The organism is Modicisalibacter luteus DSM 23508 (assembly GCF_000378505.1).
Classification (GTDB): domain Bacteria; phylum Pseudomonadota; class Gammaproteobacteria; order Pseudomonadales; family Halomonadaceae; genus Modicisalibacter; species Modicisalibacter luteus.
The window spans coordinates 555,077-569,234 of record NZ_KB899989.1 but is presented as its reverse complement, the minus strand read 5'-3'; the positions used below and the strand labels follow the sequence as shown (position 1 = coordinate 569,234).

General features: G+C 63.4%; 12 protein-coding genes. 8 read left to right on the top strand and 4 right to left on the bottom strand.

Annotation, left to right across the window (positions count from 1 at the left end):
* From F568_RS0102645 to F568_RS0102610, 7 genes are all read left to right on the top strand, one after another.
* Positions 1–551, top strand: a 551-nt coding sequence (locus tag F568_RS0102645; RefSeq protein ID WP_019017148.1) for a TRAP transporter large permease subunit, incomplete at its 5' end; no start/stop codon positions are given.
* Between the two features lie 9 nt (positions 552–560).
* Positions 561–1,133 carry an SDR family NAD(P)-dependent oxidoreductase gene (locus tag F568_RS0102640; RefSeq protein ID WP_019017147.1) on the top strand — a complete coding sequence of 191 codons (573 nt, stop codon included), beginning with the start codon at positions 561–563 and terminating at the stop codon, positions 1,131–1,133.
* Positions 1,134–1,465: 332 nt separating this feature from the next.
* On the top strand, positions 1,466–1,993 hold the full coding sequence (locus F568_RS0102635) for a (2Fe-2S)-binding protein (RefSeq protein ID WP_019017146.1): 528 nt from the start codon (positions 1,466–1,468) through the stop codon (positions 1,991–1,993).
* On the top strand, positions 1,990–2,997 hold the full coding sequence (locus F568_RS0102630) for an FAD binding domain-containing protein (protein ID WP_019017145.1): 1,008 nt from the start codon (positions 1,990–1,992) through the stop codon (positions 2,995–2,997). The genes F568_RS0102635 and F568_RS0102630 overlap by 4 nt, the downstream gene beginning before the upstream one ends.
* A 14-nt stretch (positions 2,998–3,011) precedes the next feature.
* A complete protein-coding gene (locus tag F568_RS0102625; protein ID WP_019017144.1) occupies positions 3,012–5,213 on the top strand; it encodes a xanthine dehydrogenase family protein molybdopterin-binding subunit in 2,202 nt (733 codons plus the stop codon).
* A 61-nt stretch (positions 5,214–5,274) separates the two neighbouring features.
* Complete coding sequence (locus F568_RS0102620) at positions 5,275–7,428, top strand: tRNA(Met) cytidine acetyltransferase TmcA (RefSeq protein WP_229804214.1); 2,154 nt, start codon at positions 5,275–5,277, stop codon at positions 7,426–7,428.
* A 267-nt stretch (positions 7,429–7,695) separates the two neighbouring features.
* Positions 7,696–9,165: an aminoacyl-histidine dipeptidase gene (locus F568_RS0102610; RefSeq protein ID WP_019017141.1), complete on the top strand. Its 1,470-nt coding sequence runs from the start codon at positions 7,696–7,698 to the stop codon at positions 9,163–9,165.
* Positions 9,166–9,179: 14 nt separating this feature from the next.
* Here the strand turns inward: F568_RS0102610 and F568_RS0102605 are convergent, their stop codons facing one another.
* Both F568_RS0102605 and F568_RS0102600 read right to left on the bottom strand, forming a co-directional pair.
* The gene (locus F568_RS0102605; RefSeq protein WP_019017140.1) at positions 9,180–10,304 is read right to left on the bottom strand and encodes an App1 family protein phosphatidate phosphatase; all 1,125 of its coding nucleotides are present in this window, start codon (positions 10,302–10,304) and stop codon (positions 9,180–9,182) included.
* Positions 10,305–10,406: 102 nt separating this feature from the next.
* Positions 10,407–10,970 carry a type 1 glutamine amidotransferase domain-containing protein gene (locus F568_RS0102600; RefSeq protein WP_019017139.1) on the bottom strand — a complete coding sequence of 188 codons (564 nt, stop codon included), beginning with the start codon at positions 10,968–10,970 and terminating at the stop codon, positions 10,407–10,409.
* Positions 10,971–11,225: 255 nt separating this feature from the next.
* Between F568_RS0102600 and F568_RS0102595 the strand changes: the two genes are divergently transcribed.
* Positions 11,226–12,647, top strand: a complete 1,422-nt coding sequence (locus tag F568_RS0102595; RefSeq protein WP_019017138.1) for a DNA recombination protein RmuC — start codon at positions 11,226–11,228, stop codon at positions 12,645–12,647.
* Positions 12,648–12,707: 60 nt separating this feature from the next.
* On the opposite strand, the gene F568_RS0102590 is transcribed toward F568_RS0102595, so the two are convergent.
* Together F568_RS0102590 and F568_RS22005 are read right to left on the bottom strand one after the other, a co-directional pair.
* Positions 12,708–13,181, bottom strand: a complete 474-nt coding sequence (locus F568_RS0102590; protein WP_019017137.1) for a Dps family protein — start codon at positions 13,179–13,181, stop codon at positions 12,708–12,710.
* A 148-nt stretch (positions 13,182–13,329) separates the two neighbouring features.
* The coding region (locus tag F568_RS22005; protein WP_019017136.1) for a 4-helix bundle domain-containing protein at positions 13,330–14,158 on the bottom strand (829 nt) is incomplete at its 5' end.

Genomic DNA, 14,158 nt, shown 5'->3' with positions numbered 1-14,158 from the left:
TGGCATTGGCGATGCGCAGCCTGGACTGGGCGACCCTGCGCAGCGCGGTACGCGAGACGTCGCGCACCTCGGCAATGATCCTGTTCGTGGTGATCGGCGCGACCTGCTTTTCGGTGGTCTTCAAGCGCCTGGGCGGCGACTACATGATCGAGGAGATGATCACCGGTACCGGCCTGGGTCCCTATGGGCTACTGCTGTTGCTGATGGCGCTGATATTCGTGCTGGGGTTCTTCCTCGAATGGATTGAAATCAGCTTCGTGGTACTGCCCTTGGTGGCGCCGGTGGTCGAGCTGCTCGACTTCGGCTTTGGACTGTCGGGTCAGGCATTGCTGGTCTGGTTCGCCATTCTGGTGGCGATCAATTTGCAGACCAGTTTCCTGACCCCCCCGTTCGGCTACGCGCTGTTCTACCTCAAGGGCATCACCGAGGGGCAGATCAGCATTGGGACCATCTATCGCTCGATCATCCCCTTCGTGGTGCTGCAGCTCACCGGACTGGCGCTGTGCATCGCCTTCCCTGCGCTGGTGCTGTGGTTACCGGGCCTGTTGTGAGGAGCGCACATGGCCAAGCGTGTATTGATCGCTGGCGGCGACGAGTTGCTCGAGGCGCTGTCGCGGGCCTTCCTTGAAGAGGGCGCCACCGTGGCGCTGTTGACACCGGATGCGGCTAGCCTGGAGCGGGTGCTTGATGGTTTGGGGGGCGAGCATGACGACAGGTTCGGCCTGGTCGCTGGAGACGGGTCGCTGGACGCGTTGCTGGGCCGGTTGGGACGCCTGGATGTCTTGGTCTGTGCGCCGCAGTCGCTGTCGCGTAGTGTGCCGCTGGAGCGTCGTCTGGTAGAGCAGGTGGCCGGCCCGTCGAGCCTGTTGCAGGTGGCGCGGGCCTGGATGCACAGCCGCGGTGGAGGGCGCCTGGTAGCCGTTGCGCCGGATGGAGATACCCAGGCGGCAAGCATGGTGCGTGAGGCGCTGGCGGCACTTATTCGTAAGCTTGCCGACGCCAGCGGGCCGGACGTGCGCGTCAACCTGTTATGCCCTCAGGGGGCATCGAGCGCCGCGGTAGCCGACTGCGCGCGCTTCCTGGCCGGGGGGGCGGGGCGTGCGCTGAATGGCCAAGTATTGACCTTGACTTGATCTCGACCGAGCCATGCATTCAGGAGCTAGCGGTACCACGCAGGAACAAAGTGGCACAGCGCCGTGCCCGGGCAATGCACTGGGCGTCGCTCGGGGAAACGACATCTGCCTGTGGCTGGGGTTGATCTACGTCGCGTGTGTGCCGCTCGTATTGTTCCTGAAACGCATCGAAGCCTGAGGAGAGAAGATGCCTGGGAACCTCCTTCTTCTTTCACACCGTGCGTTTGTCGATCCGACCATCCTCTCCTAGGGTTGTGAAGTAACCCTGCCAGGCGGCGCGTATGTCGCCGACGGTACTCCGTAACGTACCGCTTACAAGGATGAGGAATGGCATGATGGAACCCTCCGAAACGTCGGCACAGGCCGATGAGACGGTCACCGTGAACCTGTTCGTCAACGGCGAGCCGCGCCAGCTACAAGTCACCTCCAATGTGGTCCTGCTCGATGCGCTGCGCGACGAGCTGCACCTGACCGGAACCAAGAAGGGCTGCGATCACGGCCAATGTGGCGCTTGCACCGTGCATGTCGAAGGCAAGGCGATCAATTCGTGCCTGCGCCTGGCGGTCATGTGCGAAGGCCAGCACATCACCACGGTCGAGGGTCTGGCGCGCAACGGTGAGCTTCATCCGGTGCAGCGTGCCTTTCTCGATCACGACGCCTACCAGTGTGGCTACTGTACCCCCGGCCAGATGATGTCGGCCGCTGCCCTGCTCGAGGATGACCGCATTGCCGCTGATGACGCCTCGGTGCGTGAGGCAATGAGCGGTAATATCTGTCGTTGCGGTGCCTACAAGAACATTCTCGAGGCCGTTCAGGACGCGCGCCAGGTAATGGTATCCGGTACGGAGGGTCGCTCATGAGGACCTTCGCCTATAGGACGGCCGACGATGTCACGCAGGCCGTGACCACGCATGGTGCCGACGATCAGGTCGCCTACGTGGCGGGCGGGACCACGCTGCTTGATCTGGTCAAGCTCGACGTGATGCGACCTACGCAACTCGTCGATATCAATCGCTTGCCGCTGGGCGAGGTGGAAACGCTCGACGACGGCCGGCTGCGCATCGGTGCCACGGTAACCAACACCGAGCTGGCGCACCATCCCGAGGTCAAGGCGCGTTATCCGCTGCTCTCCCAGGCATTGCTTGCCGGAGCCTCCACCCAGTTGCGAAACATGGCGACCACTGCCGGCAACATCATGCAGCGCACGCGTTGTCCTTACTATCGTGACGCATCGGCGGCGTGCAACCGGCGCGAACCGGGCAGTGGCTGCGACGCCATGCATGGCATCAACCGCATGCATGCGGTGCTGGGCGTGAGCGATCAGTGCATTGCCACTCATCCGTCGGACATGTGCATCGCCATGGCGGCCATCGGAGCGACCCTGACTCTGGAAGGGCCCGATGGCAAACGCGAGATAGCGTTCAATGACTTCCACCGCCTGCCTGGGGACCAGCCCGAGAAGGAGCACGAACTCCGTCCCGGCGAGCTGATTACCTATATCACCTTGGATACACCGATCGAGGGCGCCGGGGCGTATTACCTCAAGTTGCGTGATCGTGCTTCCTACGAATTCGCACTGGCTTCCGCCGGGGCACTAGTATCCATCCAAGACGGCGTGATTCATGAGGCACGCCTGGCGCTCGGTGGGGTGGCCACCAAGCCATGGCGCTCCCACGAGGCCGAGCAGGCCCTGCACAATCAGCCGGCAGCGGTCTCGACCTTCGAGATGGCGGCCGAGGCGGCGATGCAGGACGCGGTGCCCCACGAGCACAATGCCTTCAAGATCCCGCTGGCGCGTCAGGCGATCGTGCGCGCGCTGCGCGAAGCCTGCAAGGATGCCGAGAACGCCAACGAGCCCCGCTGAGAGGATCACCACGGATGGATACCCAAGTCATCGGCCATCGCACCCCAAGGGTGGATGGCGAGAACAAGCTGACCGGCCGCGCGGACTACACCACCGACTGGTATGTCGACAACATGCTGCACGGCTACCCAGTGCCGGCGAGCATCTCTCACGGCACACTGGAAGCATTGGACATCGAGCCGGTGCTGGCCATGCCCGGCGTGGTGGCGGTCTATCACCACGGCAATTTTCCCAAGCTTTATCGTTCACCGAGCAGCCAGGCCCACCAGGACCAGGTCAGCGAGGTGCGTCTGCCCTTCGAAGACGAACGCATCCATTACGATGGTCAGTACGTGGCAATGGTCGTAGCGGAGCGCTACGAGCAGGCGCGTGCGGCGGCGCATGCCCTTCAGGCCCGCTACCATCAGGATAGCGGGGCGAGGCCGGGCCTGCTCGAGACGCGGGAAGACGGCCGACCACTCGAGTCCGAAGGCGGTTTGCGCGGCGATCCCGACAGCGCCTACGAACGCGCTCCGGTAAAGATCGATCATGTCTATGCCATCGCACCTGAGAGTCATATGCAGATGGAGATGCATGCCACCCTGGCGCAGTGGCGCGATGATCGGCTTATCGTCCACGAATCGACCCAGGGGGTGGTCTACCAGCACAAGGCCATGGCGCGCATCTTCGATATGCCCGAAGAAAAGGTCGAGGTCATTTCCCACTACATTGGCTCGGGGTTCGGCAACAAGCTGTTCATGTGGCCGCATGCGGTTGCCACGGCGGCGGCCGCCCGCGAACTGGGTCGCCCGGTAAAGACCGTGCTGTCGCGCCAGCAGGACATGGCCAGCGGTGGCAATCGGCCCGCCTCGCGTCAACGCCTACGTCTGGCTGCCGACGAACAGGGCCGCCTGTTGTCGATGCGCCATGACAGCACTACCGAAACCTCGTTCGTGCATCCCTATGTCGATTCGGTGGGTACGCCGACCCTGAATCTCTACGCCTGCGACAACGCTGCAATCAGCCATCACCTGCTCGAGGTCAACCACGGTACGCCGTGTCCGATGCGCGCGCCGGGTGAGGTCTCGGGCATCTATGCGCTGGAATGCGCCATGGACGAGTTGGCTATCGCGCTCGACATGGATCCACTGGAACTGCGCCGTCGCAATTACAGTTACGAAGATCCCACCAAGGGCCTTCCGTGGTCGAGCAAGCACCTCGATACTTGCTATGACAGCGCGGCTCGGCGCTTCGGGTGGGAGCGACGCGATCCCCGCGTGGGCTCGATGCGTGAGGGCGACGAGATTCTCGGCTGGGGCATGGCAACCAGTTCCTGGACTGCCGGTCGTCAGCCGTGCATGGCGCGCGTCGAACTGCGCGCCGATGGTACGGTCATGGCCGCCTGCGGTACCCAAGACATCGGCACCGGGACCTATACCGTGGTCGCTCAGACCGTCGCCGAACTGACCGGAGTGCCGCTGGATCGCGTCGAGGTGCGTCTGGGCGAATCCAGCCTGCCAGCCGGGCCGCTATCCGGCGGCTCGATGGCCACGGCGACCACGCTGCCCGCCGTGGCGGCGGCAGTGCGGGCCGCCATCGATGAACTCAAGGAAGTCGCCACCGACGAAGATGCGCCCTTCACCGGCGCCGACCCGGACGGCTTGGCCTTTCGTGATGGCGCGCTGGCCGACGAGCAGGGCAAGCGGGTCGCCTTCGACGATCTGCTCTCGGGGCAGAAGCTAGGCAGTGTCAGTGGCGACGGGCAGGCGGCTCCTGGCGACGAACAGAACCAGTACAGCTTCCGCTCGTTCGGCGCGCACTTCGTCGAGGTGCGTTGGGATCCGGGTATCTCCCGCTTGTGTGTGTCGCGTGTGGTCAGCAGCATCGACATTGGCCGGGCGGTGAATCCGGTCACGGCGCGTAATCAGGTCGAAGGGGCCATCGTCATGGGTATTGGCATGGGGTTATTCGAGAAACTCGACTATGACCCGCGCGATGCCCGGCTGATCAACAACAATTACTCCGACTATATCGTCACCAGCCACGCCGACATGCCAGAGATCGACGTCGAACTGCTCGACAATCCTGACTACGCCTTCAACGAGTTCGGCGCGCGCGGGGTTGGCGAGATCGGCCTGACCGGGATCGCGCCTGCCATCGCCAATGCCATCTACCACGCCACCGGCAAGCGTATCCGCGACCTGCCGATCACCATCGAGAAATTGATGGAGCCATGACGCACCGGGTTGCGCCGGCCGGTGCTGGCGCAACCCGTTCGCGTGGCGCATGCTAGGCGCCATGTCTTATTTCGATACTCTCAACGACCTCTGTGACCGTCTGAATGCGCGCCGTCACCGCGCCCTGCTGTGGGTCGCTGAACCGGCGAGCGAGGCCGTCTCCCAGGCCCATGCCCTGTGGCAGGCACGTTGCTGGCAGTCGCCGCTGTGGCTAGGGCCTGAGCCCGGCCTGGATGGCATCGCTGCACTGCCTGCCGCCAAGGCACGGACACGGCTGGGGGGCGAGCACGATCTGGTGATCTTCGATGCCGCCTCCTTGAGGGCAGGCTTCGACCCGGATGCCTTCGGTGCCGTTTCGGGGACCGTGCGGGCCGGTGGCCTGCTGGTCCTGCTGACGCCGGAGACCTGGCGTATCGGTGTGCCGGGGCCGGATGCCGACTATGCGCGTCTGGCAGCCTGGCCGCACACGGCGGAGTCGCTGAGCGCCCGCTACCTGGCGCGTCTCGCGCGGCGGCTGGGGGAGTCCCCCCATGTGCAGCACTGGCCTGTCGGGGCGGCCGGCCTGACCCTGCCCGCGGAACGTCAGGATGACGTGTCGGCGCCTCCTGATGACGCTGCCTGCCTGACGCAAGATCAGGCCCAAGCCGTCAGGCGTCTGACACGTCTGCGTCGCCGTCGGCCAGTGGTACTCACTGCCGATCGTGGGCGTGGCAAGAGCGCAGCGCTTGGCATCGCTGCCGTCCGACGTTTGCAGGCCGGCGAACGTCGCCTGTGGGTTACTGCGCCGCGCCCGGCCGCGGTGGAACCGCTATTCGAGCGCCTGGCGGCATTGCTGCCCGAGGGGCGACGCGAAGGGAATACGTTCTACGCTGGAATCGACGGCGCCGGGGCCGAGGTGAGGTTTCTGGCCCCGGATGCGCTGCTCGAGGCATTGCAGGCGCCTGATGTTGACCTCAGTTCGCCACCAACGCTGTTCGTGGATGAGGCTGCGGCAATCCCTTCGCCCCTGTTGAGCCGTTGGCTATCGGCCTTCCCGCGCATCGCCTTCGCCACTACCGTTCACGGTTACGAGGGTACGGGGCGTGGCTTTGCACTGCGCTTTCGTGAGCGTCTCGAGCGCGACACGCCCGGTTGGCGCGAGCTGCGCCTCGCCCAGCCGGTACGCTGGGCCGAGGGCGATCCTCTGGAGGCGGTCACTCGTGATCTGTTGCTGCTCGATGCCGAGCCCGACGAGCGGCCGCAAGTCACTCAGGCGTTGGCCGATCATGATGTACGCCTCGTTGTGCTCGACCGAGACACGCTGGCCGACGACGATGTTCGTTTGAACGCGCTCTTCGGGTTGCTGGTCCAGGCTCATTACCGCACCACGCCAGCCGATTTGCGCCAGCTGCTTGATGGCCCCGGCACGCATCTGCTGGCCGCTTATGCTGGCGGGGTCTGCGTCGGCATCTGCCAGGCGAGCGAGGAGGGCGGTTTTCCGGCAGGTCTGGCCCAGGCGATTGCCCTGGGTCAACGGCGTCCACGCGGTCACCTGCTGGCTCAGTCACTGGCGGCGCATGCCGGCCAAGCCGAGGCCGCCGAGGCAGGCTGGTGCCGGATCACACGCATTGCGGTCCATCCGGCAGCGCGACGTCTCGGCATCGGGCGGCAGTTGATCGAGAGTCTGGCGAAGAGGATGGCCAGCCAGGGGATTGATCGCTTGGGAGTGAGTTTCGGTGCTGAAGCGTCGCTGCTGGTGTTCTGGCGCTCGCTTGGCTTCGTGTCCCTGCGCCTCGGGCTGTCCCGCGAGGCGGCAAGTGGCGAGCATGCATTGATGATGGGGCGGGCGCTTACAACACAGAGCAGAGCCGAGTTGGCGCGCCTTGGTCGTGATTATCGAGACCTGTTGCCCAGCCTGCTGGCTTTCGAGCTGGGCAGGCTCGAGCCTGAATTGGTGGCGGCCCTGTTATGGGAAGGCGAGCGGCCAGTGCCTGACGCCACGACACGAGCACGTGTGGCATGGTTTGCCCGGGGCGGTGGCGAACTGGCCGCTGTCAGGCCCTGGCTGGCTACCGCCTGGCTAGCCTGGTGGCGCGACCCGGAGCGGACAGATGCCGACGTCGAACTGACTGCCTTTGCCGCGCCGTTGTTCCAGGCCGGCACACATGCAGGGCCCGCAGGCCGCAAGGAGCGGTTGGCCCACTGGCGGACTCTGGCGGAGCGGTTGCTGGCATGACTGGACTGCTATCGTGTCTATACGCGTACGTAACCCTTACAGCCCGGGAATGCCGATCGGCCCGGGCATGTCGGGGATCGGTGAACAGCCACTGACCAACAGCAATAAGCCCAGACCTAGCAGGCTGATTTTCCAAGTGAGGCGAGGCATGACGTCTCCAGTGTCGGTGAGCGATTCGCCATCCTAAACGCACGGCCGGCGTATCGAAAGCTTGCGTCGTCCGTCGTGCCGCGTAAGGTATCGGAGTCTCAAGTAGGGGGTGCTGTCATGAACGAACATCTGGATACGCTATCGCCGGCCATCGTCTGGCGACACTTCCGCACGTTGTGCAATACGCCGCGTCCCTCCGGCCATGAGGACCAATTGGCCTCGATCATCGAGCGCTGGGCAGACGAGCGAGGCCTGACACATGACCGTGATGCCGCTGGTAACCTGAGGGTCTGCAAGTCGGCATCGCCCGGTTGCGAGTCGGCGCCTGGCGTGATTCTCCAAGGGCATCTGGACATGGTTGCCCAGGCTAACGCCGACCACCCCCACGACTTCACCACGGATCCCATCGAGACTTATATCGCCGATGGCTGGCTGCATGCCCGCGACACCACGCTTGGCGCCGACAATGGCCTGGGCGTGGCCGCTGCACTGGCTGTGCTCGAGGACGATACACTGCGCCACGGGCCGCTCGAGGCCCTGTTTACCGTCGAAGAAGAGTCGTCGATGGGCGGTGCGCTACAGCTGGCCGAGGGCTGGCTAGAGGGCAGTCTGCTGCTCAACCTGGACTCGGAGGACCGGGGCCAGGTCTATATCGGCTGCGCCGGGGGGGCCGATGTGGTGGTTTCGGCCAACCTGCCGACCAGCGCCCTGCGTGACGATGAACGGGGCTGGCGACTGTCCCTGACCGGCCTGGTCGGAGGCCATTCGGGTATCGATATTCACAAGGGACGCGGCAATGCCAACCGATTGCTGGTACGTGTACTGCGTGCATTGGAGCCCTATGGCGCACGCCTGGTCGATTATCACGGCGGGACCCTACGCAATGCCTTGCCGCGCGAGGCCTTCGCCACCCTGGCGTTGGATGCCGACGAGGGTGAAGCGGCACAGGCTCGGGTCGCCGAGTTGCAGGCCGAACTGGCCGCGGAGCTGACCGGGATCGATGATGGCCTGGTGTTGGAACTGGACGCGCTGGATACCGCGCCGGACGAGGCGCTGACTCGCACGGCCAGTCACATGCTGGTCGCCGCGTTGCATGTCGCACCCTATGGTGTCGAGCGGATGAGCGTTGAGGTGCCGGGGGTGGTCGAAACCTCCAACAATCTCGGCGTGGTGACCCTTGAGCGTGGTCGGTTCCACCTCTGTGCGCTGGTACGTTCGCTGCGCGACAGCGCCACGGCGGATATCGCCGATCGCTTCCGCGCCCTGTTCAGTCTTATCGGCGCCGAGACGCGAGTCGAAAATGCCTATCCCGGCTGGACGCCGAATCCCGAAAGCCCCTTGCTGGCCCGTTTTCGTCGCCTGCATCAGCACCTGCTGGGCAGCGACCCCGACGTCAAGGTGATCCATGCCGGGCTGGAGTGCGGCATCTTGGGTGGCAAGTATCCGGCCTTGGAAATGATCTCTTTCGGGCCTCAGATTCGCGGCGCTCACTCACCAGACGAGCGAGTCGAACTCGATTCGGTCGAAGAGTTCTGGTCCCTGCTGCGTGCCCTGATCGAGGACCTTGCGGAACGTCAGGCAGCATGACATTCGCATGACTGTCATGGGGGCAACTGATTTTCCCGTTGGGTCTCGCGCTTGACTGCCTCCAGCCCGGCCGCGGAAATCAAGCCATGAGCGCGGGCGTGTTCGGCCATATGCACGCTGTCGGAGGCTAGCACCAAGTCACAACCGGTCTCGGCAACCTCTTTGGCGAGACGGGCAATGGCATCGTCGCGAGAGGCGTCATGGTTGACGTTGCGGATGTAGATCGCCCGGATACGGCCGGGATAGGCATGCACGATTCGTGCGTAGGTTTCAGGATCGTGCTGCCCGCTATCGCCTATCAATACGAAGGGCAGGTCGTTATAGAGCCCCAGCATCTGCTCGATCAGGCGTGCCTTGTGTTCCGTGGCGCGTCGGGGCAGCGGGCGCTGCAGGGTCAGCCCCCACTCGCGCAGGAACAGGATCGGCCCCACCGGAATGCCGTTGCGCTGGAAGAACTCCTCAAGGACCTCGTAAATGCTCCACGGCCCGCGCGAGACGTAAAGCATCGGGCGCCAGCGCTGGCCGTCGGGGCCGGCGAACAAGGCCTGATAGAACGCGGCGACGCCCGGAAACGCGGTGCGCTGGTAGGCTTTCTTGAAGAACAGCCGATACATCATCTTCAGCTTGTTGGCGACGCCGGTATACATCACCGTGTCGTCGATGTCGCTGATCACGGCCAGGTCGACGGCGGCAGGCGGTACATAGATTTCTGCGGTGCTGCTGACGGTGCGCTGGCTGGGCATGGTCACGCTGAGCTCACCGCGATGCCAGCTGCGGTCGGTTGGTAACTGTGGTTGCGTGATCAGGTGGACATCGAAGTAACCGTCACGGTCGGTAGTCACCGTCTTCTGGCGTCCGTTCAGGTAAAGCGTGACCTCGACATGCTTGACGCCCCAGCGAAACAGGCGGCGCATGATGTCGATGACATCCCGCAGCAGGGTACCTTCCCGAAGAGGCAGGCCCAGGCTTGGCTGGCGGAATACCCGCCCCATGACGAACACTTCCTTGGCCGACCCGTAGCCGCGATAGGCGTGCACTACCACACCGCCGCGACCACGATCCGATTTCATTGGCTTGGCGAGCAGATGCAGTAGCCGGCGTGCGGTCTTGCGCAGCGGTGAAGGAACATGTCGTGGCATGACGGCCCTCCGTTGGCCGGGATGATCAATCTCTTCCAGTCTAACCATAAAAATACCCGCCTCCCGAAGAGGCGGGCATCCAGTTAGGTCATGCGGCATGGCTCACGCATGCTGGTTAGTGTGCTTCCCTTCGCAGATTTCTTCCACCAGCTTGCTGCAGAAGGCGTCGAGATCCTTGGGCGTCCGGCTGGTGACGAGCCCGCTATCGACCACCACTTCCTTATCGACCCACTCGGCACCGGCATTTTTCAGATCCTGCGATACCGAGGGGAATGAGGTCAGGCTGCGGCCCTGCACGACCCCCGCATTGATAAGTACCCAAGGGCCGTGGCAGATGGCACCGACCGGCTTGTGAGCTTCGAAGAAGTGCCGGGTGAAGGTCAGGGCTTTCTCGTCCTGGCGCAAGCTATCCGGGTTGAACAGCCCGCCCGGCAGGACCAGAGCGTGATAATCGGTGGGGTTGGTCTCGTCGAGACTCTTGTCGACATCATAGGTATCGCCCCAGTCGGTCTTGGCCCAGGCACGAATACCTTCCTTGCTGGGCGCAACGATATGCACGGTCGCTCCGGCATTTTCCATCGCTTTCTTGGGCTCCGTGAGTTCGGATTCCTCGAAACCGTTAGTGGCAAGAATGGCGACCTGCTTGCCGTTCAGTTGCTGACTCATAGCTACCTCCTTGCTCCTTGCAGCCACGAAAGCGGTGTGGGGCCGACTCCGGTAGACTGGAGCCGGCCTGACCGGATACCTTCGCGGCGATCCATGAAACCTGCAAATCGCTACTGCTCCTGTCCTTGGGATTGCGGATGACGATAACAAGGGGACAGGGTGTTACAGAACGTACAGCGAGTCGCGCTTCTCGGGCACGACTCTGAAAGGATAGAAGATGATTAGCGTCCTACAACTGACAAGGAGCCTCGCTTCATGGCAGCAGTAAGCGACTTGCTGTCTACACCAGCCTGGCAGGCCGCCATGTTGGGGGGGATGGCCATTGCCATCGGCCTGTGGCTGGTGACGTGGCGACGGGCGAAACTACGGCAACAGGCACTGACACAGCATCTCGACGAGAGCGAATCGCTGCGTCAGCGGTTGGAGCAGGAACTGGCCCACAGCGATGCCCAGCTCGACAGCGTGCGTGAGCAACTGGCCGAGCGCGACCAGCGCCTGGAGGCGCTCAATGAACGTTTGGCGGCGTTACGCGAACGCCAGGCTCGCCTCGAGACCGAGCGCGACCAGCAGCGTACGCACCACGCCGAGAAGCTGGCCCTGCTGGAGGAGGCTCGCGAACGTCTCAAGCAGGATTTCGAGGTGCTGGCCGGGCGGATCTTCGACGAACGTCAACGCACCTTCGCCAGCCATAGCCGGGAGAGTCTCGAGGCGTTGCTCAAGCCGTTTCGGGAACAGGTGGGCACCTTTCAGCGTCGCGTCGAGGAGCTCCACGGCCAGGACAGTCGTGAGCGCACCACGTTGCGCGCTCAGATCGAACAGCTCGCTGGTCTCAACCGCCAGATGAGCGAAGAGGCTGCCAATCTGGCCAAGGCGCTCAAGGGCGACAAGAAGATGCAAGGCAACTGGGGCGAGATGGTGCTGGAAACGGTGCTGGAACGCTCTGGCCTGCGCCGCGACATTGAATACCGGCGCGAGGTTTCCATTGACGGCGACAACGGGCGTCAGCGTCCCGACGCGGTGATCTACCTGCCCGACGACAAGCATCTGATTATCGATGCCAAGGTCTCGCTCAACGCCTACGTCAGCTACGTCAATGCCGAGGACGAGGCGGCACGTGCCGCGGCGCTCAAGGCGCATGTCCAGTCGGTACGCAGCCATGTCGAGGCACTGGTGCAGCGCGACTACGCACGTCTGCCAGGACTGACCTCGCCCGACTTCGTATTCATGTTCATGCCGGTGGAGCCGGCCTTCGCGGTGGCTTTCGAGAACGACGACCTGCTGTTTCAGGACGCCTTTTCCCGCCACGTGGTGGTAGTGACGCCCACCACGCTATTGGCGAGCCTGCGAACCGTGGCCAGCCTGTGGAGCCTGGAGCGTCAGAACGAAAATGCCCGCTTGATCGCCGAACGTGCCGGTCGGCTGCTCGACAAGTTCAGTGGCTTCGCCGAAAGCCTTGAGGAGGTGGGCCGGCATCTGGAGCGAGCCCAGGGCAGCTACGGCCAGGCCATGAATCGGCTCAAGACCGGGCAGGGCAACCTGGTCAGCCAGGCCGTGGAGCTCGAACGTCTCGGCGTACGTATGAAGAAGTCGCTACCCGAGCAACTGCGACGCGAGGCCGAGCTCGACGAGGTGGAGCGGCCGAGAATCAGTTGGGATGAGCAGGAAGGGGCGCAGTGAGCGGTCAAAAAAACACCGCCCGAAGGGCGGCGTTGCGTGCAAGTGACGGCTACAGATTGCTCAGCCCAGGTAGGCGTTGAGCATCCACACGGTCTTTTCCTGCTCACGAATATAGTCGCTGGCCAGTGAGGCGGTGCCCTCATCATCGGCATCGGACGCGACGCTGAGCAACTCACGCTGCAGTTCGATCAGGGTCTGGTAGCCCTTGACGATGCCACGCACGCAGGCTTCGCCATCATGCACGTTCTTGTCTTCCTCGATCGAGGAGAGCTTGACGTAGTCGCTGTACGCATGGACCGGCTGGTAGCCCAGGGTAAGAATGCGTTCGGCGACTTCATCGACCTTGCTTAGCAGGTCGGTGTAGTACTCCTCGAACTTGGTATGCAGTTCGAAGAATTGGTGGCCTTTCACGTTCCAGTGATAGCCGCGCACATTCATGTAGAAAATCTGATAGTTAGCCAACAGCGTGTTGAGCTTGTCGGCCAGCTGGCTGGCATTGCCCTGATTGAGGCCGATGGCATTGGTGTCGGTCATGAGTCTTCCTCACTGAGTCTGGAATCTGCCACGATGCTAGCGTATCGCTGTACGACAGGACAGCGGCTTCATTGCATGGCAAGCATAGTCACAGCCAATGAGATGGTGGCGCTGCCGGGACTTTCAACCGGCAGCGCCTGCCGCTCAATTAACGGAACGCGGACGTGGCCAACTCGAAACGGGACACCTCGCCATGCAGCTCGTTGGGCGACATCGCCGGGGCTTGGGGTGGCTGGGGCGCGGGCCAGGCCTTGGCCAAGGTGTCGAGTTCCTCAAGGGACTTCTGGTAGGCATCGGCGTCGGCGCTCTTGAGCGCTTCGGCGTTGGACTGCCACAGTTCCTTGGCTACTAGAACGAAGCCACGGCCGTCCTGGTACTCGGTAGGGTTGACGAACTGATCGTCCTCGACGGCCTCCTCGTATTCTGCGCTAGCCTGCTTGAGCAGGGCCAGGGTCACATCGCTAATGAACCGCGGGTCATTGCGCTTGGCCGGCTCAACGTTGGCCTGGGCTGCGTCGATAGCTTCCTGAGCGCGCTTGAAGACTGGCTCGATCTGGGTCCAGTCGTCACTCTGCCCGGCCTTATCGGACAAAGCACGTAACGCTTCCTCGAGCCCTGACTGGTTGCGGGCTTCGAGCGCCTCATCGACTGCAGGGTAGTGTTCCACCAGGGGGTGGGACAGGTGTGGTGTGCCTTGCAGAGCATGGCCGGATTCATAAAGATCCTGGGCAATGCTCAGGTGACCTTCCATGAAGCCGAGCGTGGTGTAGTACACGCCGGGGGAGGTCATGGCGTTCAGTGCCTGGCCACCACCTTCGCCACCTTCGCCACCTTCGCCACCTTCGCCACCTTCGCCACCTTCGCCGCCTTCACCACCGCCAGCTGCCGGAAAGTGGCTGAAGATTACGTCGCTGGACTCGCCACCGTGGCTTTCGCCACCTTCGCCACCGTGGCTTTCGCTACCTTCGCCGCCGTGG

What these genes read in the sequence shown, in the direction of transcription:
- F568_RS0102640 (WP_019017147.1), top strand. Translation starts at nt 561, where the DNA reads ATGGCCAAGCGTGTATTGATCGCTGGCGGCGACGAGTTGCTCGAGGCG.
- F568_RS0102605 (WP_019017140.1), bottom strand. Translation starts at nt 10,304, where the DNA reads ATGCCACGACATGTTCCTTCACCGCTGCGCAAGACCGCACGCCGGCTA.
- F568_RS0102625 (WP_019017144.1), top strand. Translation starts at nt 3,012, where the DNA reads ATGGATACCCAAGTCATCGGCCATCGCACCCCAAGGGTGGATGGCGAG.
- F568_RS0102630 (WP_019017145.1), top strand. Translation starts at nt 1,990, where the DNA reads ATGAGGACCTTCGCCTATAGGACGGCCGACGATGTCACGCAGGCCGTG.
- F568_RS0102595 (WP_019017138.1), top strand. Translation starts at nt 11,226, where the DNA reads ATGGCAGCAGTAAGCGACTTGCTGTCTACACCAGCCTGGCAGGCCGCC.
- F568_RS0102635 (WP_019017146.1), top strand. Translation starts at nt 1,466, where the DNA reads ATGATGGAACCCTCCGAAACGTCGGCACAGGCCGATGAGACGGTCACC.
- F568_RS0102610 (WP_019017141.1), top strand. Translation starts at nt 7,696, where the DNA reads ATGAACGAACATCTGGATACGCTATCGCCGGCCATCGTCTGGCGACAC.
- F568_RS0102620 (WP_229804214.1), top strand. Translation starts at nt 5,275, where the DNA reads ATGTCTTATTTCGATACTCTCAACGACCTCTGTGACCGTCTGAATGCG.
- F568_RS0102600 (WP_019017139.1), bottom strand. Translation starts at nt 10,970, where the DNA reads ATGAGTCAGCAACTGAACGGCAAGCAGGTCGCCATTCTTGCCACTAAC.
- F568_RS0102590 (WP_019017137.1), bottom strand. Translation starts at nt 13,181, where the DNA reads ATGACCGACACCAATGCCATCGGCCTCAATCAGGGCAATGCCAGCCAG.